The 26792-nt window shown below is 54.4% G+C and carries 22 protein-coding genes; 11 read left to right on the forward strand and 11 right to left on the reverse strand.

The window, feature by feature from the left end:
* The first annotated feature begins 447 nt into the window (after nt 1–447).
* A complete protein-coding gene (locus H8K04_12220) occupies nt 448–747 on the forward strand; it encodes a hypothetical protein (GenBank protein UVT14612.1) in 300 nt (99 codons plus the stop codon).
* Between the two features lie 560 nt (nt 748–1307).
* Nucleotides 1308–1682 (forward strand): hypothetical protein, encoded by a 375-nt coding sequence (locus H8K04_12225; protein ID UVT17967.1) that lies wholly within the window; start codon nt 1308–1310, stop codon nt 1680–1682.
* On the opposite strand, the gene H8K04_12230 is transcribed toward H8K04_12225, so the two are convergent.
* The gene (locus H8K04_12230; GenBank protein ID UVT14613.1) at nt 1648–2022 is read right to left on the reverse strand and encodes a hypothetical protein; all 375 of its coding nucleotides are present in this window, start codon (nt 2020–2022) and stop codon (nt 1648–1650) included. The two genes, H8K04_12225 and H8K04_12230, sit on opposite strands and share 35 nt — an antisense overlap.
* A gap of 489 nt (nt 2023–2511) precedes the next feature.
* On the opposite strand from H8K04_12230, the gene H8K04_12235 reads away from it, so the two are divergent.
* Nucleotides 2512–2895 carry a hypothetical protein gene (locus H8K04_12235; GenBank protein UVT14614.1) on the forward strand — a complete coding sequence of 128 codons (384 nt, stop codon included), beginning with the start codon at nt 2512–2514 and terminating at the stop codon, nt 2893–2895.
* Between the two features lie 586 nt (nt 2896–3481).
* Here the strand turns inward: H8K04_12235 and H8K04_12240 are convergent.
* Nucleotides 3482–3685 (reverse strand): hypothetical protein, encoded by a 204-nt coding sequence (locus H8K04_12240; GenBank protein ID UVT14615.1) that lies wholly within the window; start codon nt 3683–3685, stop codon nt 3482–3484.
* Between the two features lie 1151 nt (nt 3686–4836).
* On the opposite strand from H8K04_12240, the gene H8K04_12245 reads away from it, so the two are divergent.
* A complete protein-coding gene (locus H8K04_12245) occupies nt 4837–5772 on the forward strand; it encodes a trypsin-like peptidase domain-containing protein (GenBank protein ID UVT14616.1) in 936 nt (311 codons plus the stop codon).
* A gap of 994 nt (nt 5773–6766) precedes the next feature.
* A complete protein-coding gene (locus H8K04_12250) occupies nt 6767–7660 on the forward strand; it encodes a class I SAM-dependent methyltransferase (protein UVT14617.1) in 894 nt (297 codons plus the stop codon).
* A gap of 272 nt (nt 7661–7932) precedes the next feature.
* Here the strand turns inward: H8K04_12250 and H8K04_12255 are convergent, their stop codons facing one another.
* Complete coding sequence (locus H8K04_12255; protein ID UVT14618.1) at nt 7933–9141, reverse strand: threonine ammonia-lyase; 1209 nt, start codon at nt 9139–9141, stop codon at nt 7933–7935.
* Nucleotides 9142–9773: 632 nt separating this feature from the next.
* On the opposite strand from H8K04_12255, the gene H8K04_12260 reads away from it, so the two are divergent.
* Nucleotides 9774–10121: a hypothetical protein gene (locus H8K04_12260; protein UVT14619.1), complete on the forward strand. Its 348-nt coding sequence runs from the start codon at nt 9774–9776 to the stop codon at nt 10119–10121.
* Nucleotides 10122–10233: 112 nt separating this feature from the next.
* Here the strand turns inward: H8K04_12260 and H8K04_12265 are convergent, their stop codons facing one another.
* Together H8K04_12265 and H8K04_12270 are read right to left on the reverse strand one after the other, a co-directional pair.
* On the reverse strand, nt 10234–10806 hold the full coding sequence (locus tag H8K04_12265; protein UVT14620.1) for a DUF1566 domain-containing protein: 573 nt from the start codon (nt 10804–10806) through the stop codon (nt 10234–10236).
* A 1066-nt stretch (nt 10807–11872) separates the two neighbouring features.
* Entirely contained in the window at nt 11873–12271 is a 399-nt protein-coding gene (locus H8K04_12270; protein ID UVT14621.1) for a hypothetical protein, read from the reverse strand.
* Between the two features lie 252 nt (nt 12272–12523).
* Here H8K04_12270 and H8K04_12275 point away from each other — a divergent pair, with 252 nt between their 5' ends.
* The 4 genes from H8K04_12275 to H8K04_12290 all read left to right on the forward strand — a co-directional run bounded on the left by H8K04_12275 (nt 12524) and on the right by H8K04_12290 (nt 17832).
* Nucleotides 12524–12934, forward strand: coding sequence for a hypothetical protein (locus tag H8K04_12275; GenBank protein ID UVT14622.1), 411 nt, complete (start codon nt 12524–12526; stop codon nt 12932–12934).
* 347 nt (nt 12935–13281) lie between these two features.
* Entirely contained in the window at nt 13282–13989 is a 708-nt protein-coding gene (locus H8K04_12280) for a thermonuclease family protein (GenBank protein UVT14623.1), read from the forward strand.
* Between the two features lie 2742 nt (nt 13990–16731).
* A complete protein-coding gene (locus tag H8K04_12285; GenBank protein ID UVT14624.1) occupies nt 16732–17169 on the forward strand; it encodes a hypothetical protein in 438 nt (145 codons plus the stop codon).
* A gap of 495 nt (nt 17170–17664) precedes the next feature.
* The gene (locus H8K04_12290; protein UVT14625.1) at nt 17665–17832 is read left to right on the forward strand and encodes a hypothetical protein; all 168 of its coding nucleotides are present in this window, start codon (nt 17665–17667) and stop codon (nt 17830–17832) included.
* A 203-nt stretch (nt 17833–18035) separates the two neighbouring features.
* Here H8K04_12290 and H8K04_12295 read toward each other — a convergent pair whose 3' ends face one another.
* The 5 genes from H8K04_12295 to H8K04_12315 form a co-directional block, all read right to left on the reverse strand.
* Nucleotides 18036–18626: a hypothetical protein gene (locus H8K04_12295; GenBank protein ID UVT14626.1), complete on the reverse strand. Its 591-nt coding sequence runs from the start codon at nt 18624–18626 to the stop codon at nt 18036–18038.
* A gap of 221 nt (nt 18627–18847) precedes the next feature.
* Nucleotides 18848–20266: a sigma-54-dependent Fis family transcriptional regulator gene (locus H8K04_12300; protein ID UVT14627.1), complete on the reverse strand. Its 1419-nt coding sequence runs from the start codon at nt 20264–20266 to the stop codon at nt 18848–18850.
* 24 nt (nt 20267–20290) lie between these two features.
* Entirely contained in the window at nt 20291–20776 is a 486-nt protein-coding gene (locus tag H8K04_12305; protein ID UVT14628.1) for a hypothetical protein, read from the reverse strand.
* Between the two features lie 287 nt (nt 20777–21063).
* Entirely contained in the window at nt 21064–22539 is a 1476-nt protein-coding gene (locus H8K04_12310; GenBank protein ID UVT14629.1) for a HAMP domain-containing protein, read from the reverse strand.
* A 182-nt stretch (nt 22540–22721) separates the two neighbouring features.
* On the reverse strand, nt 22722–23552 hold the full coding sequence (locus H8K04_12315; protein UVT14630.1) for a hypothetical protein: 831 nt from the start codon (nt 23550–23552) through the stop codon (nt 22722–22724).
* Between the two features lie 142 nt (nt 23553–23694).
* Between H8K04_12315 and clpB the strand changes: the two genes are divergently transcribed.
* The gene (gene clpB, locus H8K04_12320) at nt 23695–26313 is read left to right on the forward strand and encodes an ATP-dependent chaperone ClpB (GenBank protein ID UVT14631.1); all 2619 of its coding nucleotides are present in this window, start codon (nt 23695–23697) and stop codon (nt 26311–26313) included.
* Here the strand turns inward: clpB and H8K04_12325 are convergent.
* Nucleotides 26303–26728: a hypothetical protein gene (locus H8K04_12325; GenBank protein ID UVT14632.1), complete on the reverse strand. Its 426-nt coding sequence runs from the start codon at nt 26726–26728 to the stop codon at nt 26303–26305. The two genes, clpB and H8K04_12325, sit on opposite strands and share 11 nt — an antisense overlap.
* Between the last annotated feature and the right edge of the window lie 64 nt (nt 26729–26792).

Here is a 26792-nt window from a genome sequence, read left to right on the forward strand (position 1 = left end):
TGGCGATCTTGGGAGTGATTGGAAGCCACGGTATGCGGCTCGTGTCTTGGAGTAACTTACTTGAGGACTTTGAGCTAACCTTCTTGCGAGCAGTCGATGTGCTCTTAACAATGGAACTTGGCTGAGGGGACTTCTTTGAAGACATAATACTTCCATTATATCACAGGATGAAGCTGTTTGTAACCCGCTCAAGACACCTTCCGGAACTCACCTCAATCTATGAGTGATGGCTAAACGCAGCCCAAGGCTCTAGGGGACTGCTCTCAGCTCCTTGCACCGTAATTGACCTCTCTCCTACAATACGCCTCGCTGGTCACCAAGAGAAACCAAAGCCAACCTCAACGAGGGGCGTTTCTGAAGAAACCTTTCATTCCCCTCATGGGGCTAGGGTGGCCGCCCTCCTCGCGGCAGAAACCATCACTAATTCCCGCGCAGGGACAAGCTAATATGAGCAACGAGCGCATAACATTAGACCTAGAAAAGAGACGAAAGCTACAAGACTACCTGGAGAATCTCTTCCATGATGTCAGTATCGGTGGGGATTTCCTGACGCTCTTTGCCTTTCATAACGGCAAGGATCGTTGGCTATTGCAGTTTAATCGAGCCTTCTTAGATGAGTTTGGCACGATTCGTGGGCTTCAACTGTATATGGGAAACATGGTTAGCCCCGCTGTTCTGGCCAATCCAGCAAAGCGCGTCCAGATAGGTGCGGATGGTGGGATCACCATTGCCGAGAAACTGTCCTAACTTGTTTTCTCTCGAATGCTACCGCGAGGTTTGATTTGTTGAGCGCTCGTTCTCATCCAGCATGAGCGCTCATGGGTGCGTCGCTGCCTCATCTGGACTTGCGTGGCCGTGGCGCCATGGATCGGTAGATGATCCTGGCGATCTCGCACTTGGACGGCCTGCCCGTTCTCGGCACTCTCATATGCTCTCTTGCAGATTGATTCTACTCCCTTCTACAATCCGTCCCTCTTCAGTGAGATCAGATGGCCTTTGTCCCTCCGGCCATCCCCGCAACGGTTTCCGACAGAAGGAGAGCAATGATGACTTCCTGCTTGCGCGTCATGGCGTATGGCTTCGGTCTGTCGATATGGAGTTGGACAACAACTGTCACATCTGCACACGAGCCTCGGGCAAACGCTCAATTCGCCGCCGCATCCGATGAGCAGGCCATTGAGCGTGTGTCGGGCACAAAGAGCCTCTGTACCAAGCAGGACCCCTTCGATATCACTACAGAGTTACGCCATCAGAACCACATCGAGGTTCTGCACGACTAGAACGCAGAATGGGTCTGTCTCACTGTTATAGATTGCCCTGAGAAGAAGCAGGCTTTGGGCCAACGAGCGAAGCAAGCCACGTCTACATTGAGTTTTGGCCAGAACGTGACGATTGAAAGTACCGGCAAGAATCGGTATGGGCGTAGGTTCGCGACAGTGGTCCCACGCAACGGGCAGTCGGGAGTTATGCCCTTCGAGAATCGGGCGAATCAGGCTCCTGTGCTACAGATTCAGGTTGTTGGAGATTCTCAGGGGAAGCCTTGCGTAAACCGCAGGTTGGAGGTTCGATTCCTCTCGCCAGCTCCATACCAACTTTCGGTTGGGCCACCTGCTATTTATCGTATTGCGCCGCCGCATAGACACCTTCTCACACGTACATTGGCCGACGGTCGCTCAGAGTGACCCAGCCGCGCACGATGCGATACACGAACCAAAGTCCGACCAGAGTGATCGGCAGCCACATGAAGAGGAGGCCGATCCCAAAGGTCGCGATGATGAAGACCACGCAAAGGGAGATCCAGAGCAGTCCAAACCAGAACGTTCGAATCTGCCAGCGAAAGTGCGATTCAAGCCAGGTCCCGCGAGCCTCGCTCCGCTTGATGTAGTTGAGAATGACCGCGATGATCGAAGGCCAGCCGGTGAGGAAAGCGCCGACCACCGTGGCAGTGCCGATGATGCCGGTCAGCAGGCTGAACGCGTGAAGGGCGTACACGACCTTTGTCCAGGTGACAAGTGAATCCACGAGTTCGCTCCATTCTCACGTTCAGTGATGAGTATTGCGTATCTCAGGACCGCATGTTCAGCATATTCACCATCTTCGGTCTAACGCAATAGCACCGGTTACCTAGCACGCATGCTCCAGCTCGGGTTGAGTGCCGTTAGGCTTGCTGGAGGCAGGAGTTGGCCTCTCGTGTGTGTTCTCATGAATTGGACTTTTCATTGAAACGCTCATCATTCTACGTACACTCAGAGTTATTGGAGGGAGGTCAAGCCCTTGTGCGCGATCGGTCCGTGGAATCGGCTAAAGCTAAGATCGAAAGGGCTACGATGCGCTGGCCCACGAGCGAGCACTTGGCACTAGGATTGACCACTGACGAAGAGGTGGACAGCAGTGACTATTGACCTTAGGCTTTTCCCTATGTAACCATTATCGCCCCCAAATATACGGGGCCCAGCTTGCGTGAACAAGCTGAGCCCCTTGCCACATCACCGTAATCGGAGGTTACGGATCATGAGCGATGGCACCCTACCACACCAAAAGCGTTGTGAGGAATGCGGAAACACCCTAGGCGAGGTGGCCTTTTCTACCAGGTACAGCACCCAGTGCTCTCAGTGCGAGCAACGCTCTGAGGTCGGGCCGCTGATACCCAACCCCTATCCATACGCCGTCACAAGCGCAACGGTTTTGCTTCTCATTGTCTTGTCGGTTCTCGCGTTAAAATCTGATTTCCGTTCAAGCTGGTTTATCCTGTGGGGCGCGATCATCGTCATCACTCCCTTCGTGTGTTGTGGTCCAGTAGCGAGACTTATCGTACTGATTCTGATATTCGCTGCACTGGCGCTTGCCGCCTATTTCGGAACCGAGGTGCCGGAAAATATCATGTTCTCAGTGTAGTGCTCCTTAGTTTGACGCCACATAGCCGTGTTGACGACTCATCACGGAACACGGCTGGCGGCTCTACGGGCTATTCCTAGCCAACAATAAGGCGTTGTGAGCTTATCATTGTGCGTGTCAAGGAATCGCGTGATGTAACGATCGAGGTGCAGGGGTGAATTCCATCCCGATGACAATTTATACGACATTAGTGCGTTTCGAACCAGACGACGGAAAGGTTGATCCCGTGGATACCTTCTGCGATGCGCGCAAGAGATGGCTGGTTCCAGCCTGAACCGAACACTCCTCCTGAGAATGGCACTACCCCACTCGAATTATTTTCCCGGAGCAAGGTCGTTTTCCTTCAGCCGTTCTCAGGCCGACTTTGTCTTGAGTGAAAGTCGCGTGCCCAGATCCATCTGCGATGGCCATATCCAGCCGCCATCCGGAGACCTACTCGTCGTGATAGAGAATCCCGACGTTCGTTTGCATTGTGAGGTCGGTCAGACGGCACAGGAGGTATTCAAAAGACGCCCACCGGAGTCGCACCGCTTTTTATTGAGCAAACTGACAGGCTGAAATGCCTCGGGGTTACCATGCAACGATGTCAGGTTCTGCGAATCAAACCCAGTACGTCTCGCAACGCGATCATATAACCATAGTGCCAATGCTTGCGCTCCGGTGAGTCTGCATCAAGATGCCGTTGGTCTCGCATGACAGCAGCGCCATGTTCAACCATCCACACATCTAGATCGGATGCGCGCTTTTCCAAATGACGGACAAGCCCGTCCTTCTTGTTCTTTCTTTTCACGGCAGTCTCAGATTCTCTTCATTGCAGCGCAGTCTCTCGCCACCCCGAAGAACCGCTATGTGACCGCGTGGACTATTTCGGCGCCGACATGAACCCTAGAAACTCTCCCGTGCAGTTTTCCACGCGCCGGTTTTCCGGCAGTGGATACCTCGGATCGCAGAGCCATGCGAATTTGATATCGCCGATAAGATACACTCTGACAGGAAACGGGTCGGCGCCTGGGCTGAGCCTGTACCAGTGCCAGCCCACCTTCAGCTCGCTCTTCGGCGCTTCTTCTCTCGGCCTCAGAGGTAATTGGACAGGGACGGCAACCTTACTCACCTTGATTCACCAGCATGTCTGATGCCCTAGTGGGTCATATTCGACATACCCCGTCGAGTGCATGTGTCGCTGGAGTCGCATTGCTTAATAATAGCCCGCAGGCTTCATGTAACTTGGGAGAGGTCTTACTCGCCGACCTCTGAACCTCTGTGTTGGATGCCACTTGCGCATATTCGAGAGTAGTTAGCCACTAGGGATCTACCTGGAAGACCTGGGCCATACGCATCAAGACATCATCCGCAATCTGGCGGCAAGTGAGGGACTCTTTGCGCATATCATGGTCTGGGGTACGTCACTTAGAGCGCGTTCGCTCGGGGTAAGCGTAACCCTGCACCTTTCTCCTGATGCGGCAGCTCCAAACCTCGCTCGCGCGTGCCGGCGGTTCTTCAGGCGAAGCCTCTCCCGATTGTCGCCGCCGGATAAACACCACCAGCGAATGTGTTCTCGAACCTCTCACCAAAGGGCTTCAGCGATTCCATCAAGTTTTGTTCCGTGTGCATCTTCATCAAGTGAACCTCGTCTCAGGGACCGGTCTCAACTCCTTGCGCCTCGAACATTCGCTCTCTTACAATACGCCCCCACACACCCCATAATGGTCTTCAACCGTGGCCTACATTCTAGGGCCCTATCGTCGTTTCTCCGTCATGAGCCCTCGGAAAGTACGACTCCGCGGTGGGGTCGGAACCGTCCCCCATCTCTCTTCCTGTGGCTCGAGACTGCATGGCAATCTTCCGCTGAAACTGAGCGATGGGTGCATGACAACAAATCTGGGATAGAAACGATTCAAGCCAGAGCCATTAGGTTCTCATTGTAAAGGGAGGTAACGGCACTTGAGCATCAAAGACGGAGAGGAAGGGTGGCGCTATTGGTTGCCGGCACTTCGACGACAATCTCCTGCTTTAATCTGGGTATTGGTCCTTCTCCTGCCAGCCATACCCGTGTCGGAGCCTCTGCTCCATGCCGAGGAAGAGAGTGTACGACCAATCGATGATCTCAACACGATCCTCATGGAGAACACCTTCCGACTCGAAGGGAAGGGGAAGAGTGGGATTGTTACCGGAACAGTTTTCCTCATTGGCAATCAACGAAAAGACAAGCCTGACCTCCGTATCGTGCTTGTGACCGCCGCGCATGTGTTGGCCGATATTGCAGAGGACTTCGCCACACTTCATCTCCGCCAGAAAACGGAAGGAAATGAGTGGACACGTGTCCCATTTACACTTCCGATAAAAAACAAGGGCGAACCACTTTGGATTAAACATCCGAAGGCAGATATCGCCGTCATGTATGTTCGCTTACCATCCGCCGCGGTATCCGCAATATCTAGTCACTTGGATACTTCGTTATTGGCTGATGATGACATGCTGCGTCGCTATGAAATCCATCCAGGCGATACCCTGTATTCTCTCGGTTATCCATTGGGCTTTGAGTCAAACAGCGAGGGTTTCCCTATATTGCGTAGTGGTAAAATCGCGTCCTATCCTTTGATCCCAACACACAAAACAAAAACCTTTATGATGGATTTCGAAGTCTTCGGCGGTAATAGTGGAGGACCGGTCTATTTTGTAGATCATAACCGTACGTATAACCACGCCACTCATCTCGGTCAGACCAACCGATTCATCGTAGGTGTGCTGATCCAGCAGGTTCAAACCAGCCAAATTGTCAGAGAGCTCTTCCCCGAGCGAACCCAGCACTACCCCGTGAAGCTCGCTGTCGTCGTGCATGCCAGCCTACTCAAGGAAACCATCTCGCTCCTTCCGTGACAAACACCGGAATTCGTTGTTGGCCGTCCTTGGGGTCTCATGATCTTTGAACTGGATGCACTGACCGCGATGCGAAAGATTTCACCGGTCAAGCCGCTGGAATCGTATACGGCAATTCTATCCGAGTCATGCACGACCGCCTCCCTGAGCGAATCCGCCTCGGGGCATTGATTGACCTGAGAAGAAACAGGCATTCGGCACAGGGGCGAAGCAGGCCACTTGTATACTGAGCTTTGATCATAACGCGACCGCTCAAAGGACTGGCAAAGACCTACATGGCGCACCAATAGTCAAAGTGAGTCTCTATTCGCATCAGAGTACGTAGGTGTGCCGATCGAATGATAGAAGAGTTGCGAAGGTACGATTCGGCGCCTGGATGCGGTGAAGCATTCGACTGATAGGCACGTTTCATGAGATGGCAAGTAGTGGCTCATCTACCACGCGAACATCTTCAAGCTGCCTCGATTTAGGACGAAGACAGGTCAACCTCGTTCCGACGCCTTCTCAGCGCGTTCTTCCCCCTACATCATCCGTAGCCCAGTCGGTTGCCCTTGCCTTTTGCCCACGTGCTGCATCCCACAAAACATTCTCGAACCCATGATGTGGGTCCATGGAACCGTCCAGGTTTTTGATGCCGTCCAAATCTTAGTGGGCACGCCACTCGACTCAGGGGTCTTCCTAGTGTGATAACCATACAAGATAGACCGCTATTCTCCACTTTTTCCTACACTGAGTTCCCTGCTTCCTGTCTTCCCAGTGCGCTTTCCACGTATAACTCATTGCATCTATGTAAAAAGAGCCCGCAGTGCTCTGCGTGTATCTCTCATGGCATTCAACTTGCGATTCCATGAGAGATTACAAGGGAGTTGATAGGCAGCATGGATGGTTCCTATATGAACCATCCGCCCGGCCCCTGTTTGTTCATTGTGAACTGGATCCCTTACAACGAGTGGGAGCACTACCTTCGGGAACGCACCCGCGAACGGAGGAAGGCATGAACGGCCAGCGGATTGATTTCTGGAAGAATTGGCAGCGGTTCCTTGAGACGATCAACGATAAGCGGATCGTTGAAACGGAGCGATCCTTGTTGAAGTTCCTCAAGATAGACGACCTGCGAGGCCACTCATTTCTCGATATTGGCTCAGGCAACGGATTGTTCTCACTCGCCGCACGCAATCTGGGGGCACACGTCCATTCCTTCGACGATGACCCTGAGTCCGTGGCGTGCACCAAAGCCTTGCGCGACCGGTATCGCCCGAACTGTCCAAACTGGTCGATTCAGGAAGGGTCGGTGCTGGATAAAGTGTATGTCGATACCCTCGGCATCTTCGATATCGTTTACTCCTGGGGCGTGCTACATCACACGGGCGATATGTGGCGAGCCATTCAGAACGCCATGTCTCTGGTCGGTGCTCACGGCCTGCTCTATATGGCGCTCTACAATGATCAAGGGAAGCGGTCGAACTTGTGGCGGATGGTCAAGCGCGTTCACTGCTCGGGCACCATCGGTAAAGCCCTCACGTCGAGCGTGTTCATCCCTTATTTCTTCGGCCGTGAGTTGCTGAGGTCAATTCTCCAGCGCAAGAACCTGTTCGCCATCTATGAGCGCTTGCGGGGCATGTCGATCACACACGACTGGATCGACTATCCGTTCGAAGTGGCCAAAGTGGACCAGATTTGTGAGTTCGTCGCAAATCGCGGATTCCGGCTGGTCAATATCAAGACCACTTCTGACCTGGGCTGCAATCAGTTCGTGTTTCGGCGGGGACCATTTAGGCCCAATCCAACGGCATTGAGTACCGCACGGCAAAGATCTCCAATGGAGAATAGGGTCGAGCCTAGGTCTCTCACGTCGGAACCGACGGGTAGCCCGGAATATGTAATCTGAAGAACGTCAACATAAACGGGGGATCTTGCGGCCACTGAGTGTCATGGCGTCAATGAGCGTGCCCGCGAATCGGTCCGACCTTTCTCTTGTCCCTTGAAGCGCAAAATGCATATGGGTCCCTGCTCAAGGGAAAGTATAAGCCGTTGTGTGTTTTCTCGTTCACAAATATCCCGGAGCAATCCTGCGGCCCGTTTAAGTCGGCTTCGTTGACGATGTTATATCGGTCGACTACCGAGCGAGTCTTGCGTTGAGCTCATTTCCGTCATGATCACCTATTCGACCACACTGAATTCGTAACGAGAGCCCTGCAGGGCAGCCAAGAGTTCCGCCGTATGATCGCGTCCACGAGTTTCCATCGTGATATCGATCGCCGCTTCGTTCAACCTGACTCCATAGTGAGCACGGTTGTACGACGTCTCCACGATATTGGCACCCGCCTTGGCGATCCTTGAAGCCAAGCCTTCTAACGCGCCAGGATAGTCTGGAAGACGGACCCGCAGACGCAAGCGTCGTCCGTCCCGGACCATGCCTTGCTCAATGATTCTCGCCAATAGGTTCACATCAACGTTGCCGCCGGACACCAGCACCGCGATGTTTTTCCCACGATGGCCCATTTTATCTTGTAGAACCGCGGCAAGGGCAATGGCACCAGCACCTTCCGCGACGGTTTTCTCACTTTCCAATAAAAGCAGAATCGCCGCTGCAATGTCGTCTTCGTCGACCGTTACAATGTCATCGACATATTGTTTTACGAGCGGCAACGTGCGTGTGCCCGCTCTGCGCACCGCAATTCCATCAGCCAGCGTCGATTGCGCGGGAAGGCCGACGGGCTCTTCGCCTTCAAGGGCGGCTCTCATCGAAGGCAAGCGTGCTGTCTGGACACCGATGATCTTAATCCGAGCGTTTCGGTTCTTGATCGCGCAGGCCACGCCGCCGATCAACCCACCGCCGCCGACCGGCACGACGATCACATCCAGCGCCGGATTCTGCGTCAGCAGCTCTACGCCGATCGTTCCTTGTCCGGCAATGACTGCCACGTCATCGAAGGGATGAATGAACGTCGCCTTCCTTTCGATACTTGCTTCCACGGCTGCCTCACACGCTTCGTCATAACCATTGCCGTGGAGAACGACCTCTGCCCCGTACGAACGAGTCGCGGAGAGCTTGATGAGGGGCGTTGATCGCGGCATCCAGATTTGGGCGGGGATGTGGTGCTGCGTCGCGTGGAAGGCCACCCCTTGGCCATGATTCCCGGCTGAGGCCGCAATGACACCCACTCGCCGTTCGTCCTCGGTCATGGTCAGGATGCGATTCAGTGCACCGCGCTCCTTGAAAGACCCGGTCATCTGCAGATTTTCCAGCTTGAGGTAAATGGAATTGCCGGTCAGTCGGGACAGCGTTTTCGAGTGGACCAGCGGAGATTCATAGATCGAGTGTCGGATGCGACAGGCAGCGGCCTCGATCGACTGAAGAGTGACCATGTCCCTTTCCCCCTTCCTGTTACGTGCTTCGTGTTCGTGCGCAACAAAAAACCCCTGACGGAGATCAATCCGCCAGGGGCCTTACGTCGATGACGTGATAGTGCAGGCCGGCTTAGGCGGAATTGGCGATCATCATCGCCACCGCCAGGCTAATCCCGAAACTCCGAAGAATGGTTGTCACTGGTTGACTCTCTGGCACGATCGATTCAGTACGCGTGTGACTTATATCATCGGGGAATCTTCATATCAAGGCAATCTCATGATCGGTCGGTCTATAGCGCGTCCGCGCGAACGTGGATCGCTAGCGGCGCATTGCCATCTGGTCGATTGTTGACGGCCACGCATGTCCATCTGTGCTCCACGACCGCCTGTTTCCTAAGTCTACCGTTTCCTGCCGAATCCCTGGCAGCTCGCCCACGATTTTGCCGCTGCCAGCTCTATTTCGCGAGCATCTCTGCGAACGCAGATTGAGTCAGCCTACCCTCCCCTTTGTCTATAGGATCAGGGACCTGGTGGATTTCCTAGGCCACCCCCTACCTCATACTGCCGTACTATGAGAAACATCGACTGAGGGACAACCCACAGCCATGAATCTCACGCGGTGGAGACTTCCGCATTCAGGGAGGTGCACCATGTCATCGATTCACGCGGACATCTATCTTGATTTACATTCCAAAGGCAGCCGAGCTTCTCACGAGCATGCCGACCGAGGAAGCGATTGGACGGAATCCGGGTATAATGGACGATCGATCAAATTGTGGTCTGCCCAGGCGGATGATGGGACATGGGTCTGTGAATACACCATCGTAGAATTCTGGCCGACACGGGCGTTCAGCGAATCGGGATACCCTGTAGGCGACTATCGTACTCGCGACGAGGCGGAAGCGGCCGCACTGGAAATTGCGCGCGGTGTCATTAATTCACGCGATCCTGTCAGAGATCCCCCTCAACTCAACCGGTTCTCTCTCAGCCACAGTTGAGCCATAGACTATCGATCGGCTTAACAATTTCAATTTCTTCGAGCGAGGCGACGCATCTCCCGTTCACATTCGCTCACGCTGTACATACGCGAGGCGCCAAGTCATCGTTGAGTTAGTACGCATTCGCATTGTTCTCACCGCGCACACACCAGACGTTGTGACTGTCCGTGACTTTTATGTCGTGCACCATCCCCATGACGAATCCCACGTTCCACGCGTGGGTCGGTTTACCGGCAAACGACGTCGCCGACCAATAGTGGGCAGCCTGCACGTTCACGAAGGGATGGCCTGCCGGTAGCGTGGGGCCCGGTGAGACGGAAGGATCTACCAAGCTTGCCAATTCGTGCACCGATGGCAGTCTCCAGCCCATGCGCCCCCCAATTTTGCGGCTCGTACACTGAAATCGTGCGGTTGTCCAATTCACGGTCTTCGTCTCCGGGGATTGTTCCCAGACCAACCCTGTTTCCTTATCCCGCACCGCTGCCCCACCAAAATCAGCCAAGACGGTAAACCGCGCGGTGCCGGGTAACTTCTTATCCCAGCTTTGTAAGAAACTCGGTTGATCTGTCGGCGGGCTTTGTTCCCCTTCGAGCGCATTGGCAGAATGCCACTCTGCGGCAACCAAACTTCCGAGTATCACCCCTAGCACACCGATACCCCTTAACCATCTGTCGTCGACGTGCATGATACTTCCTCCCTCTATGTGGATGGCACAATGGCTTGGTGATTACGTCTCGACCGCAACACCCATTGTCGGCGGACTACTCTATTCCAAGCAGGCGCTATTTGACTAGATGTCGCACATCGAATACGGGAATCCCAGCTTGTGTCGGTAGCAGGATGCCGGTTCAAGAGCGCGACAGATGTTAATACTGATTGAACGGGAACGACAAAATGGACTGAAGCGGATCGGTGCAAAGTCGGACGAAGACCACACGACAGTCCATCTTATTTCGTGGGAAACGAGCGGCTGGCCCTCCCGACCTGATCTTTGGGGGCTTCCTAGGTCCATTCGGCCAAAAGCGATAATCAGGTCTGTGTACTTCAACATTCAGTAGTTTTACTTTCAAAAATACAGTCTGTCCCTCATGGTTGGGGATCGTCGGTTCTTATAAAGTCAACCAATCCAGTTAGCCGATCAACGGTAGCGAGACACGGCACTGCGAACAAGGGAGATGACAATGGAATACTATAAGCAGCGAAGGATCGACGTGGCTCCCGTACGACAAGCGAATGGAACCTGGCATTGCCCTTATATGATCATTGAATCCAGACAAACCTGTTGGGGATGCCAGACAGGGTGCCTCGATGGCAATTTCTCCTCCCGCGAGGAGGCCACAACGGCGGCCCTGAACGAGGCAAGACGTAGAGTCGATGCACTCGAACGGTTTGCACCACCGCCTAAGGGTTCTCGCAGACTGAGCGTGATCCACTGATGCGAGGTCAAGACGGGACCTCAGCCGAGGAGCGACGAACGAGGCAACGGGCATGAGATCGGCTCTTCAACCTGTGTAAGGACGGCCGTCTCACTATGTCTCCCCACCTGGCATGATGGGCACACCCAGCCACCCGTCATGGTGTTGCATTCTCTCTTAATGTGATGTACTCAGGGGATGATGGGGTCCTCCATCCTCAGACCTTGAAGCAACTTCACCCGGTCCTACCGGCCTGTTCCCCCCAACGCCGCAAAGCGGATATGGATTCCTGGCCTCAATCGGTGGGGCGCCGCTTCGATTGTTGAGGCCACACGCCTACTTGTTGCCAGCTTCAGGCGTTCTACCCGGTGACCCCGCGCTGTTCGGACCGGATCCGGAGCTAAACGTTGTTTCTCCCATCCTCACCGTGGGCGTGGTGTCGGTCGCCCCCTTGATCGTCGTCCTGCCCGTTTTCATATCGGGCATGTCTGCCGGTCCACCGAGAATAATCAGACCGTTGATCCGCCCTCCCTGGCCAACTGATTCGGAATGGGGCTGGATGGAGCCGTCGGATCCAAGGTCTGAATACACTCCCGCGAGACTTTGTGATTGATCTTTCAAGGTGCTCTCGGAGGGAGTGTTCCCTTTTGGTTGGTCGATCATCAAGGAGCAGCCCGCGTTGAAGAGAATTCCGCTCGCCATCACCATACAAGCGCCCATGTGTCGAATCGTCATAGTCGTCTCCTGGTTGAATGTGACCGACCAACTCTACGCTGAACACCCTGATCAAATCGTAACTACGCGTGAGGAACTTCTATACTAGGGAAACACATAGGGAGAACGTGGCTATGGGTTGAAGCTCGGCCTGACGGGAGCAGCCTCAGGGTGCTGGATGTCTCTGTACGAAAACTAGGAAGCTGCCGAGCTCATGGTTACCTCTTGAAAAGATACAGTAATGAACGTCAACCACCATAACCGGGAGGTACCATGATTGTCACTTCAGCCGGCCTTCCAACCAACACATTACTGTTATTAGGACTCGCCACCATTTTACAGGTTGGTTGTGTAGGATCTAGAGAGGAGGGGAAAATGATGGGAAGCCCATGCGACATATCACCCGGGAAAAATGCGATGCAAGCGGAACACAATGCGGTGCGTAAGAGCCATATGCTTTTTGGTGAAGTACTCCGCGTGGACGGCACCACCTATGTTCTGAAGGATGAAGATGGCAAAGAAGTGAGCGTACTGACCGACGAGACGACTGAGAAACCTCCTGTTAACAAAGGAGACCGCATTACGGCCAATGTTGACAATCTGAACCATGCGCTGTGGATTCGAGCGAACAGAGGGACCGATCGCCGAACTGAACATGCCTCAGCTGACTGCAATCCAAATTAGAATACGTCTCCATATTCTCAGGGTGCCGCAAATCGAATTTGGAACCTAAACCCCGTACCGGTGCAGCGCCTGGACTACCTGGAGGAAAACGCTGGACGTTGTGCCTGGGGCCAGGGGTCTTTCGGTGCCTCTATGCGTTAGAAAGGACGATTTCGGTAAAATTTAACTCCTGTCCGACGTGACACCCTGCTTGCGATCTGGCATGATGAACCTACGCCGAATCAAAGCCCAAATCCAAACCCGAAGAAACCTCAAGGCAGGAGCCCATCCGACCCCATGAAGCTTGCCCGCCCAAAGCATTACCGCATATACTGGACCCATTAGAGTATCTTTATCACTGTCTGCGAATGAAACCGTCCTGGTCTCTTCCAATCCTGCTCTTAATATTCTTTCCATCGTTCAGTGGAGCCTCGGACTTTGCGGGTAAAGTGATCTCCGTCATCGATGGCGACACCTTCGACGTCGAACACGAACAAGGCGTCGAACGAGTTCGTCTAAATGGGATTGATGCACCTGATAAGGGGCAACACTTCAGCCAACACGCTATGAAGTTTATCGAAGAAATCACCACGGGGCAGCACCTCACCATCGAGAACAAAGGGCAGGACAAATATGAGCAGACGATCGGCGACGTGTTTCTTGCCGATGGCCGACACTTGAACAAGGAACTCGTCAAAGCTGGACTGGCCTGGTGGTTCTGCCGGTACTCCGCCGATACGGAGCTGCAACAGCTGGAGGAAGACGCTCGCGAGGCGAAACGTGGGCTCTGGAAAGATCCGGCACCGACCCCGCCATGGATCTTTCGCAAGCTACAGCGAAACCAAGTGCCGGAGGCATCGGACTTCACCTGCCCGCCTTCAGCCTCCCAGCCCATCCCTCAGAACGCGGGCCCTTCGCCCGGAGCTTCCGATGTCATTGGGAACAGGCGTAGCCACATCTACCACCGCGTCGACTGTCCTGGCTATGATAAGGTCTCCGAAGGCAACCGGATCGCGTTTGTGAGTGTCGAAGCGGCGGAACAGGCCGGATATCGCGTCGCCGGAAACTGTCCATGACATACAAGCGGAAACTCACCTGCGATCATCGGGATTCCTAACTCACATCTGTCTGGACATGTCTGAAGACACCTTGTGAACAAGGGATTGCCCCTGTGGCGCGAGCGCCGAATCGCACCGCATTCCCCATATCTCCGCGCTGCATTTCGCAAATGAAGCGCATGCCTCTGAAGGAAGTAGGTGTGCCGTTTGGAAGGTATTGAGAAAGCCGCCATCCGCGAGTATGACTTTTCCCCTGCCTACTTCTGTCGCTTCAAGTGATCAAACAGCTGGTTCACGATATTGTTCCTCAAAGCAATTGGATTTATAGAAACGTTTAAAATCTTCTGGCAGAAAGGGCAGACAAGGGCTGCGCCGTGCCACTTCTTATCATCATTCTGATGAATAGGTAAACGCTCGATACTTGCGTTAAAGAGCAATTTATTGCAGTGCGGACATTTACCTGTATGGAGCATTCCAGTGTCCCCATTTGTCTAGTCAGGTCAGGAGAGCACAGCCACGACACAGTGTGGGAAAGGTTGAATAGTACCTAGACGAAATGAAGACCCACCTCCCCCCACCTCTACGGGTAGAAATCGAGCAGATTCAGGAATTTCCTGATTGCGGATGTACCCTGACGATGTTTAGAGTCGGGCAATCCTGTACAGTGTGATCGGCATCATTGGGCAGAAAGACTTTCACTCATGGAATCGAGGCGAAAGGAAATCCGGCAATTTGTGGTCGGGTCGGAACATTTGCTCCGAATTGGAGTGAATGACGGAGAATTGAGCAGAAGGGCTCATTGGACAGGAGTGTCCATGGAATGTACTGCTATCGATCCTTCATCAAGGCACGAGTATAAGGGACGCACCATCTCGCTATTCGTCAGCCAAGCCGACAATGGAACATGGCGTTGTCGAAATGTGTTTATTCAATTTTCTCCAATAAAATCGGCTTGCGTATCGTCCTATCCTGCCGGCTCCTTCGCTACACAACAAGAGGCGAAAGCAGCCGCTCTTCAAAAGGCCAAACGTCTTATCGATGCCGAGGACCCGTTATCAAGTTGAGCGGTGACTTTTCTTGATAAGCGTGGTCAATCCGGTGTGCCCGTAAGCCCCCTACCCCTGCCGAACTCTGCCTGTTCAATGCAACGCCATGTCACATGCCCATCAGCCGTATAGCAGGCTGGGCTCCACTTTCCGCTGTTCTGGATAAGTTACATTACTCGGAGTTTCATTTTGGGTTGGTCTGTGTAAACCGCAGGGTGGATCGTCTTGCCAGCTCCCCACCGATCTTCGGTTGGGCCGGTGGGCGATTTACCACTAGCTGTGCCCTATCGATGATGTGAGCGTTCGTGAGAAAGCCGCCGCGACTTATCAGTGCACTGATCTGCTGGATCTGCTGTAACGCTTCGGCGGCAGCGTAAACTGTTCGAGTGCCTCGGCCATATGTTTCGCCTCCTTCAGAGCTGCCAATGTAGCTTCTTTGCGGGACGAGAAACTGCCGTCAGGGCTCCCTGTCTGGCACCCCCAGCAGGTTTGTCTGAATTCAAAAATGATATACGAACAATGCCATGTTCCATCAGCCTGCCGTACGGGAGCTACGTCGATCCTGCGTTGCTTATATTTCAGCATTGTCGCTCTCCATTCACCCACTATGACCTCAGGCGTCTGAACCTACAAGAAGCCAGAGATGCGCAACAACTAGGCACTAGCTCTGTTTGTGACACTAATTCTGCTGGGGGGTGAGGCACATATCTGACGTCATCCTTGGTTGCCAGGTCGACCAAGCGCTGAAACGGAGGAGTGACCCGTTGCGATACCTCGTCAGTGATTACCGCAGTACATTCTACTCGTCGAGGAGTAGCCTCATCGCAATCGGTAAGATTCTCCCGGGAAGACGATCGGTTGGGTAGCCGGGAGCTATGCCTTCGGCAAATCGGGCGAAGGAGGCCATTTCGGTAGGCCGCGTACCACAGTGTACGCAGAGCGTCGGTCTGTGTTCAATTGTGAATGCGGGAACGTTCCAAACCGCTGAAAATATTGTTGTCTCTCAAGGATCAGAATTTGCTCCCCTCCTCGGAGCTTTCATTTTATATCGGAGGAGGGGTTATGGAATGTCCAAAATGCAATGGTATGTTGAGGCTCGAGCGGCTTTCAGACTTCTTTTTCGCATTCTACACCTGGAACTGCATAAATTGTGGTGCCATCATCGATCGGACCATCTCTCACAACCGACGCAAAAGTCGAGCGGCAAAGTCTGCCGAGGTTGCCCCCAAGTCCTTCGAGGCGCTCGCTGTGCCGAAGCCTTTGCAAGCTTCAGAACTGACTTCGCCACGTTCCACTAATCCGGTCTGTACCACCAAATAACGAGCCTAGGAACTTTGCAACCATAAGACTCTGACAAGGAGTGATCGCAGCTTCAAACGGCCTGCACTCATACATCTTCCGTTTATCCCAGCCATCGTCGTGCCATAGGCTGCTCACCCTTTCTACATTCACTGATCCCATCGGCGAAGGACAATCACCGGAGCGGATTCTCCTCCCCTATTGGGAAGCGCCGACAAGAATACTTCAACGTCACGCTTCTTCGCTTCCATTCGATATAAGCCATCTGAGACCGGTGGCTTGCTTCTTTGGCCCTAGTCTCTTTCCCAGGTGGCGAGTACTCATTCTGGAATGTATCGTCCTCCAATCAACCCCGGCGACTTAGCGTGGCGCGGGAGCGTCAGCGCTCTTCAGGAACTATAGGAAGACAATGCCGATGGACAATCGAAGGCCGGTATTTCACCGATCCGCGGCTTCCTTTTTGTCAGCCTGTGTGCCAATCAAGAAGCCTCTGCCGGAAAAGAACGCGCTCCCGGAATCGGAAGCGCATTTCATGTTCACGGCTATTCTTGGGGTTACAACAGCGTTCGATGCCCGCGCGGAGGCAGTGTCTGGCGTTCATCAGCCGGAGGTAAGGACAATGACGGGATCAAGCTATGAAGGGCGGTCGATCCAATTGAAGTCCTGTCAGCAGGACGATGGAGCATGGATCTGCGAGTACACCATACTTGAACTTAGGCCAACAGGATTGTCGAGGTCAACCGGGCAAGCCGCCGGCAGCTTCTCCACTCGTGAGCAGGCGGAAGCGGCAGCGCTGGAGGTAGCACGAGGTGAGATCGATGGACGCGGTCCCATCCGAGAACCTCTCCACTGATCTCTCGACGCAGACTTTTCTCTCTTGCTCGACCAAAAACCCAAGCATCCAGGGGACTAGACCTTGACAGGAAGTCCTGGCACTTGCCGGAATTTGTGGTCTTTAGGAGTATTCCCGGCCTGAAATGAGATATCTCGAGCCTAGCCTACCGCATGTCCAAAGCTGATTGCGTGGGCTGCGCCCTGACAGAAAAGTCCGCAGCCGCACTCGGACAATGGATGCGGGAGCATGGTGCTTTTGCGGTACGCGAGCAGCTGCATCATCAGGCAGACATGGCAGAATGCGTGTGGTCGAGTTGATCTTTGTAAACCGCGAATCTCACGGCATCATACCCGCCTTCTGCAACTCGGCAATTCTCGCGCGACGAGTAGTGTAGTCCCTTTAAATTCGAGCCGAATATCTTGGGGGCCTTGACTGGGCCGGCTGAGAGATTATCTTCACTATCTGAACGTACTACACGCTCAACCCCCTCACAACGCATGGAGGTTTGCTCGCATGGAAACTTACATGAACGGCTTCAGACAGGAGATCGTGAACTTTATTGCAGTGAGTGAACAGATACAACGTGTTGTGGCGCGAGGGGAGCATCTCACCAAAGACGAGGCCGGAGTCGTGCGGCTCTGCGCGACTGAATTACTCAAAAACGTGCCTGAGCCGCTTTAAGCCGCCATTTTGCCGACCGTTCTGTAAAACAGAATTCTGACCAGCCTCCTGCGTCGCAAGATACGCCGACTATTTCGATTTCTTTTTGCACGGACGCGACCAATCATCGTTCTTGGCCTCATAGCAGTTCGAGGGGAAAGCGATTGCTCAGGCCTTCCACTGCTTGAGCAATCCCTGAACGGATAAGGGATACCGGTATCCGGTTATCGCGACGGGTAACTGTCGATGGGAACCATTAAATGCGCATAAGGGGTGCCGGCCCACATGATCCACGGTCCTCCGTTTTTCGAATCGGTCGGCACATTTTTCAGGACCCCTGCATCCGGAAGCAGAATCATGAGATGCGCGCCGACTCCTTCCACCCACTCGTCTCCAGGCTTGGGTTCTGTGGAATAGGGATCGGTGTTGCTCACAGGCCTGTCACCTTGAAGCATGTACGCAATCCCTACTTGCGTGACCGCGGGTTTCTTTTTGTCTTTCAGAGCCTCCCCAAAATTACGCCACGGTTCGTTCATGCATATTGAGTCCGTACCAGATGTATTGGGATCGTCGGGTACACACGTCCATCCATTGCTGCCTTTGCGAACCACTTGTCCATCCCGACTCATGATCGTTGCATGTTGGGACAGCGACAACGGCGCGGCGCGTTCCGCCCCCGCCGATTCGGCCGCTTGACGTACCACATCACGGCGAGCCCCTCCTTCGCCGAGAACCGGCGGCGGCGCCAGTGTGACGGTAGAGGCCATGATCAATGTCCCTGCGAGGACAATTATGGATTTCCCATATCGCATCATAGGTATCGCTCCTTTCTCAATATGGCGGCAATCAGCCAAGAATATCCTAAGCGCCGACTGCTCTGACTGCAATGCAAAAGGTCACGACGCAATGAAGCAGCCGGGACCTACCAGATGAAGAAACCGGTCATCAGGAGCACGCGTCTTCAAACAGAAAGGCCGCGTCGCTCGAGACGCGGCCTTTCCAAGTCCACCGATGCATTGCGATCGAAGGTCGAGATCTATCGCTCCGCTTCCGTCAAATTCACTTCGCTTTCCAGCTCATCCAGTTCGGAGTCCGATTTTCCCTTCGTCGTGGAAGGGTGGAGGCCGTACTTTCGCAGCATCTTATAAAAGTCGGCCCTGTACCGGCCGGCAAACTGAGCGGCGCGCGAGATATTCCCCCCCGTCAACTGGAGCACATTTTTCAGGTAAGTCCGTTCGAATTCCTCTTTGGCTTCCGTAAGCGGTTTGAGCGGAGACTCGGCCGACACGCTGACGGCCGGCAATAAGTCCGGCGTCAACATGTCTTGTCGCGACATCACCACCGCTTTTTCAACCACGTTTTCCAGCTCCCGTACGTTGCCGGGCCAGGGATTGATCATGAGCCGATGGAGCGCGGCGGGCGTGAATCCTTTCACATCCTTATTGGCCCGTTTCATACTGAGCTTGAGGAAATGTTGCGCCAAAAGCGGAATATCGTCGCGGCGATCCCTTAACGGCGGAACGAACAAGGGGACCACGGAAATGCGATAGTACAGATCGTTCCGGAACGTCCCGTTCTTGACGGCCTCTCCGAGGTCTTTATTGGTCGCGGCAATGATGCGAACATCGACTTTGACCGAGGTCTCGGATCCCACCTCCCGAATCTCCCGCTCCTGCACGGCACGCAATAATTTCACCTGCATGGACAGCGGCATCTCGCCGATCTCATCGAGGAACAGCGTACCGCCGTTGGCCATTTGGAACAACCCTCGCTTCGCCCCATGGGCGCTCGTAAAGGCGCCCTTGACATGTCCGAACAGCTCGCTCTCGAACAGCGTTTCGGGTATGGCGGCGCAGTTGAGCGCCACGAAGGGACCTTTATTGCGTCGGCTGTTGGTATGGATGACACGCGCCATCACTTCTTTGCCGGTGCCGGTTTCTCCAAAGAGCAAGATGGTGGCATCCGAATCGGCGACCTGCGCGATTTGCTGGAAGAGCCGTTGCATGGCCGGACTTCGCGCCACGACATTTTCAAGCCCATACAGTTCCTTGACCAGTGATTTAAGACGCTGAATCTCGCGGCTCATCCGCTGCTGAGCAAGCGCTTTTTCAATGGTGGCCTTGAGTTCCTTGTCATCAAACGGTTTCGTCAGATAGCCGAACGCCCCTCGCTGCATCGCCTCCACCGCGTTGGGAATGCTTCCATGGGCCGTGAGAATAATGACCGGAAGTCCGGGATGACTTCTCAGCAGCTCTTCGGTCACGTCGAGTCCGTCCTCTCCGCGAAGACGCAGATCGGTGATAGCCAAATTGAACATGGTTTTCTTCGCCTCACCGACCGCATCCTGCCCTGTCGTACAAGGCGTGACTGTAAATCCCATGGCGGATAACCGCATCTTCAGCAGATGCAGCAAGCCTTCATCGTCGTCGACTACGAGAATATTCTCTTGTTCCATGTTCAATGTTCCTTGTTGTATTTGCTAGGGTGTCATTTCAGGACCCGGCACCGGAACGGTCACCGGGGGGCGGATTGGGCGCACCTTTTCCCGCATTTCCTGATCGATACGCTTCAATGCCTCCAGCTGCGTCGAAAGCTCCTCCACCTTTCTGTCCCGCTCGGCGAGCTGCTTTTGCAGATTTTGAATCACTGACGGATCGGCTGATGTCTTCACTGACTCTTTCTTCGATTGCAGTGACTCAATCTTGTGGTCTCGATCCACTAGTTCGCGCTGCAAGGCCTCAACCGCTTCAGAATCGTCTTCCCTGGAGGAGCGAAGCTGTTGGATGACCATTTCCCTGTCTAGCAAATCCCGCACCAGACGATCGGCAGTCAGCGCCAATGATGTGTTGGTCTCGGCAATGGCAGGGGCAGTAACCACTGCTTCGGACCAGGCTTTCCGTCCTGGAACAACAGGCTCCTTCAAAAGTTGGAGCCAGGCTTTACTCGACTCTGCCAGTTGGCTCATAGGAGCCACCGCCAAGACCTTGCCGAAATATTTCTCTGCAACTTCGCGACTTTCATAGAGACCTAGTAGGCCGAGTGTAAAATACACGTGGTCACAGGAGCTTGACTGCCCACACTTTAGAGTCAAACCCTCTTGTTTTCTCGTAAGCATTTGAAAGCTTTTGACTTCTTGTGGTTCGGCAGTGAAATAAGGACGAGACGGGGGGATTGGTGTCGTCCAGGAGGCACATCCGACTAACAAGAGACAAATCACAAAGTGGCCAGCTGTAATAAATGGAGTTGTTCTGCTCACGATTGCCCTGCCTTTTCCGGTTTCGTCAACCGTAGGATAAACCGTACAGTCGCCCCCTTGCCTTTCTCACTTTCAATCCAGATTCGTCCACCATGGGCTTCGACCACCTTCTTGGCTAACGCCAGACCCAACCCACTCCCCGCCGTCTGCTTTACTTTGGTGCGACCCTGGTAGAAACGTTCGAAAATATGCGGGAGATCTTCCTGGGCGATTCCGGGTCCCGTATCAGAAACGGAAACTTCGAGAACTCCGGCTTGTAGATCGGGGTTCATATGAACCTTTACCACACCTCCCTCAGGGCTGAATTTCAGAGCATTCGACAGAAGATTGTCCAACACCTGTTCAAGACGAGAGGCATCTGCTTTGACCCAAGCCCGTTCGCCGACACTTTCTAACACCAACTGGACATGCTTGGAGTCGGCAAGAAGACGAACCTTGTTGATGGAGATTTCAGCGATTCTGTGGAGATCCATCGGGACGATGCGGTATTCCATCATGCCGGCTTCCATTTTCGACAGATCCAGAATCGTGTTGATCAGGTGGATCAAGCGCCGGCTGCTGTCGGCCATGATCCGGAGGGTCGTTCGCTGCTCCTGTACCAGTGGCCCGGGAATTTCGTCAAGGAGCAGATGCGTCCCCTCTTGAATCGAGGCCATCGGCGTGCGCAACTCGTGGGACACGTGCGCCAAGAATTCCGTTTTCATATCATCGATCTCTTGCAGCTTTCTGCCCATCCAATTCACGGTATCCACCAGATCTCGCAGCTCGGCGGGAGCCTTGATCTGGAGGGACGTGCCGAAATTCCCTTGTCCGATCTGTTTGATGTGCCCTTGCAGCTGCCGGAGCGGGCGCAAGATCGTATAGCTGGCGATGCCGGCAAGTCCCAACCCAAACACGAGGGCAACCAGCACAAGTTGTTCCGTGACAGCTTCGGCTTGAGCCGCGCTCGAACGTGATTCGCTTACCCCGACGCTCACCCGCACCTCATGCAGATCGATGTAGCTCTGAATCGAGGAAGACATCTGATCCATGAGGGCATCACGTCTTGTTTCATACTCCAGAACGGCTTGACGGGATCTCCCTTTCACCTTCTGGAATTCGTCCCGGAAAAGCCTCAACCGTTCTTGCAGCAAATCGCCTGTCTCCCGCAGCAGTTTCAATCCTTGAGCGGAGCTTTCCTGGTTCTGTAAGAGCTGAAGATTACGCTGGAACTCGTCAACTTCCTCAGTCAAATTCGTCAGGAAGGTCTGATCTTTTGTTGCGAGGAACTTTTTTTCACTGTTCAATTGAGCGTAGACCGAACCCAAGAGCCGCTTCGCGGATTCGACGGCCGGATAATGGTAGGATGCCATCTGCGTGCTCATGGCCGTCAATTGTCGAAGCTGAAAGAGCGCGTAAAGATTGACCCCCCCCATGACTGTAATAATGACCAGGGAGGTCATGACCAGGCGCCAAAATATTGAAAGCCGCATGAGTCCGTGCCTCACCTGGACAGCATCATGAAGGGGCCGAACTCAGGTGTAGGATAACCCATACACTATTTCAGCTCCAAATCACAAGCTCATTAGACAGCAAAGGCACTGAGAACTGACTGGAGTTGCTCCAAGTGTAACGAAAAGAACTGAGGCAACAGCGTGTTGCGAAACGTAGTCTCCTACTGTCTGGCGTCAAGCTGGTGAGAGAACAGACGTTGCCGTCTGGAAGATCCACGGAGTAATGCAAAAAGATGGCCGCGGAATAGCAAGATTGCCATGGTCATAGGCGGGGTTAGCAGCAAAAGAAGGATCCCCTGCGCGTCGGAATCGATCCCCACGTAGGACAACCATCCCCCTATGGCGGTGAAGGGCAGCATGAGAATTTGCAGGAAGTCGAGGCCGGCCCCCCGGCCGACACTGCCGGAAAGCGAAAAAAACTCCTGCAGGCCGCTTGGAGAAAGCACCAGAGGTAGGATGAGCACCACAAACGGCAAGAACCACTCGATCCAATGCTCCAACACGAATTCATAGGCGGTCTTAAAGACGTCGAGGGTTGAATCGTGTCGGACTTGATAGATCACTTCCGGCGCCGGATTCAACAGAATGAAGACCATGAGAAGAAACGCCGACAACAGGAACTGGCCGTACGGATTGGCCTGCATACCCATATCCAACAACAAGGTAGGCAGCCACAATACAAATCCGACGCCGATCACGTCCCAAAAGTAATGCCCGAAGCTTTCGGTCACATCCGCCAGCTGGATGCTTCGCGACCCGCTGAGAGACTGTTCGATCAGCCGAAGCGTCGCGCCTACCAACAGGGCATTCGCGATACCGAGCAGAAATCCTCCAGCCATTCCTAACGGGGCGGCGACCCTCGCGACACCCAGGAACAGGACCGCAAACGCGATGAGCGCCACCATGGTCATCCAGCTTCGAGCGAGCGAGCGTCCCGTCGCGTATACGGCTTGCCGATACAGCTGGAGTGTGGCCGAAACGAGGTTCACCATACCAATTCCGTACCCTAGTCGGGATTGGCGAAGAGGTCAAGATCTAGTCGCGTCGCCGGCAGAATATAGATTCTCGGTTGACTTGCACCTCCTGATGATTATCAGATGGTTCATCGACATACATTTATACGGGTGAATAACCATGGACATGAACCGAATGACGATCAAGCTGCAGGAGGCCTTGCAGGCCGCCTCCGCTCACGCGCAACGTCGAAGCCATCAAGGCATCGATGTTGAGCACGTCCTGCTGGCACTGCTTGATCAGGAGGGCGGAACGACACCGGCGTTGCTCGAGGGAGCTGGCCTTGCCCTCCCCGCCGTCCGGCAAGCAGTCGAACAAGCCCTCGCCAAGTTGCCGCAAGTACAAGGCGGCGGCGCTTCCCCCGGCCAAATGCATGTGGCAGCCCGACTCACCCAGGTTTTGAACCGGGCGGAGGACGAGCAAAAATCGCTGAAGGATGATTTTCTCAGCGTCGAGCACGTCCTGCTGGCGATGGTCCAGGAAGGAGGCGTCTTCAAGAAACTCGGTCTCACCAGAGACCGCCTCTTGTCCGGATTGCAGCAGGTGCGTGGGAATCAGCGTGTCACCAGTCAAGACCCTGAAAGCACCTACCAGTCGTTGGTGAAATACGGTCGCGATCTGACCCAATTAGCCGGACAAGGCAAGCTCGATCCCGTCATCGGACGCGATGATGAGATCCGGCGTGTGATTCAGATCTTGTCCCGCCGGACGAAGAACAACCCGGTTCTCATCGGCGAACCAGGGGTCGGGAAAACCGCCATTGTGGAGGGGCTGGCCATCCGCATCGTCAAAGGCGACGTGCCTGAGAGCCTCAAACACAAGAAGCTCTTCGCCTTGGATATGGGATCGCTCGTCGCGGGCGCCAAGTTCCGCGGCGAGTTTGAAGAGCGGCTCAAGGCCGTCTTAAAAGAAATCCAATCCTCTCAGGGTCAAATTCTCCTGTTCATCGATGAATTGCACACGGTCGTTGGGGCTGGAGCCGCCGAAGGCGCGATGGATGCGGCCAACCTGTTGAAGCCGATGCTGGCGCGGGGCGAGTTGCACCTCATCGGCGCCACCACACTCGATGAGTACCGCAAACACATCGAAAAAGACGCCGCATTGGAACGCCGCTTTCAGACGGTCCTGGTCGACCAACCATCCGTGGAAAACACCATTTCCATCCTGCGCGGCCTCAAGGAGCGTTATGAGGTACACCATGGTGTAAGGATCAAGGACAGCGCGCTGGTCGCCGCGGCCAAGCTCTCGCATCGTTATATTTCAGACCGGTTCCTCCCCGATAAAGCCATCGACTTGGTCGACGAAGCCGCGGCGCGCCTCAGAACGGAAATCGACAGCCTTCCGGCCGAATTGGACGAGGTCTCGCGCAAGGTGCTGCAGCTGGAAATTGAACGCGAGGCGTTGAAAAAGGAGAAGGATGCCGCAAGCGCGGCCCGTTTGAGCACGCTCGAAGCCGAACTGAACGAGAAGCAGCGTGACTTACAAGCCCTCAAAACCAGGTGGGAATCGGAAAAAGCTTCCGTCTCCCGGCTTCGAAAAACACGCGAGGCGATCGAGGACATCAAGCTGAAGATCGATCAGGCAGAGCGAGCCTATGACCTCAATCGAGTGGCCGAACTCCGGTACGGCGAACTGCCCCGGTTGGAACGAGAGCTGTCTCTGGAACAGCAGCACTTAGGAAAGAAGCAGGATGAGACCAAGCTCCTGAAAGAAGAGGTCGATGAAGATGAAATTGCCGCCGTGGTCAGCCGATGGACCGGCATTCCGGTCTCTCGTTTACTCGAGGGAGAAACCGACAAGCTGCTGAAACTCGAAGAGCTGCTCCATCAACGTGTGGTGGGACAGGATGAAGGTGTTCGAGCCGTTGCGGATGCCGTGCTGCGCGCCCGTTCGGGCATCAAGGATCCGAATCGTCCGATCGGCTCGTTTCTCTTCCTGGGGCCCACGGGAGTCGGCAAAACCGAACTGGCCCGGGCCTTGGCCGCGATTCTCTTCGACAACGAAGGAAATCTGATCAGAATCGATATGTCCGAATATATGGAAAAGCACACCGTCGCCCGCTTGATCGGCGCGCCGCCGGGCTATATCGGCTACGACGAAGGGGGTCAACTGACTGAAGCCGTTCGCCGGCGTCCTTTCTCGGTGATCCTGTTCGATGAAATCGAAAAAGCGCATCACGACGTCTTCAATGTCCTGCTGCAGGTCCTGGATGACGGCCGCCTGACCGATTCACAAGGCCGCACGGTCGACTTCAAGAACACGGTGCTGATCATGACCTCCAATATCGGCAGCCCGCACATCTTGGAGGCGCAGCAACGCAGCGCCACCTACGAACAGGTCAGAACGGTGGTCATGAGCGAACTACGGCAACATTTTCGACCTGAGTTTCTGAACCGTGTCGACGAGATGGTGGTCTTCCATCCGCTCGGCACCGAACAGCTGATCAAGATCGTGGAGATTCAGCTGGAACGCCTGCGCAGCAGATTGGAGGAACGCCGGATTACACTGGCCGTCACTCCCACGGCGCTCACACATGTGGGAGCGCGCGGCTATGACCCGGTCTACGGAGCGAGACCGCTCAAGCGCCTCATTCAGCAGGAGCTGGAAACACCGATTGCGCGCTTGCTGGTGAAGGGAGAGTTGCGGGACGGGGATACCGCATCGGTCGATATCAAGAACGGAAATCTTGTCGTCATCCCGACGGTGACGGAGCCTCGGGCGTCTTCGTCTACCCGATAGAAACAGCGCCTCCTTGTGTATCGTGCGTCAGCCCGCTCTTGTGCTGCTTCTCGAGCTTCCATTCGGTCGGTGAGACTTGGAAGAGGTGGCCTTTTATCGTGTGAAACTCTCCGCGTGAAAAGGAGACCGCATCTGGGGCTTTCGCCTCGAGCTGGAGCAGAATCTTCCCGGAAGCGGTATCCTTCATGGCCATGCCCTTGGCTGTCTTCGTCAGTTCATAGGCGCGCCGTTCGTTGAACATCATGGTGCTGTCCACCACTTTGGCGAGCATTCGGCCGTTCGAGTCAAACAGGGCAAAATTGACCAGGAGCATACCGGTCGCGGGATGCCGAGCCACGTGAATTTGCGGCACACCTTCGATCTCAATGGTTCCGTTCGAATTGCGGTAGAGATTGGAGCCGACTTCGATATCCATGTTCCTCATTATTCAAGATGATATTAGACGGCAGTTATATGCAGTCTCAGTTAAATATTTCCCT

Source organism: Nitrospira sp. (assembly GCA_024760525.1).
Classification (GTDB): Bacteria; Nitrospirota; Nitrospiria; order Nitrospirales; family Nitrospiraceae; genus Nitrospira_D.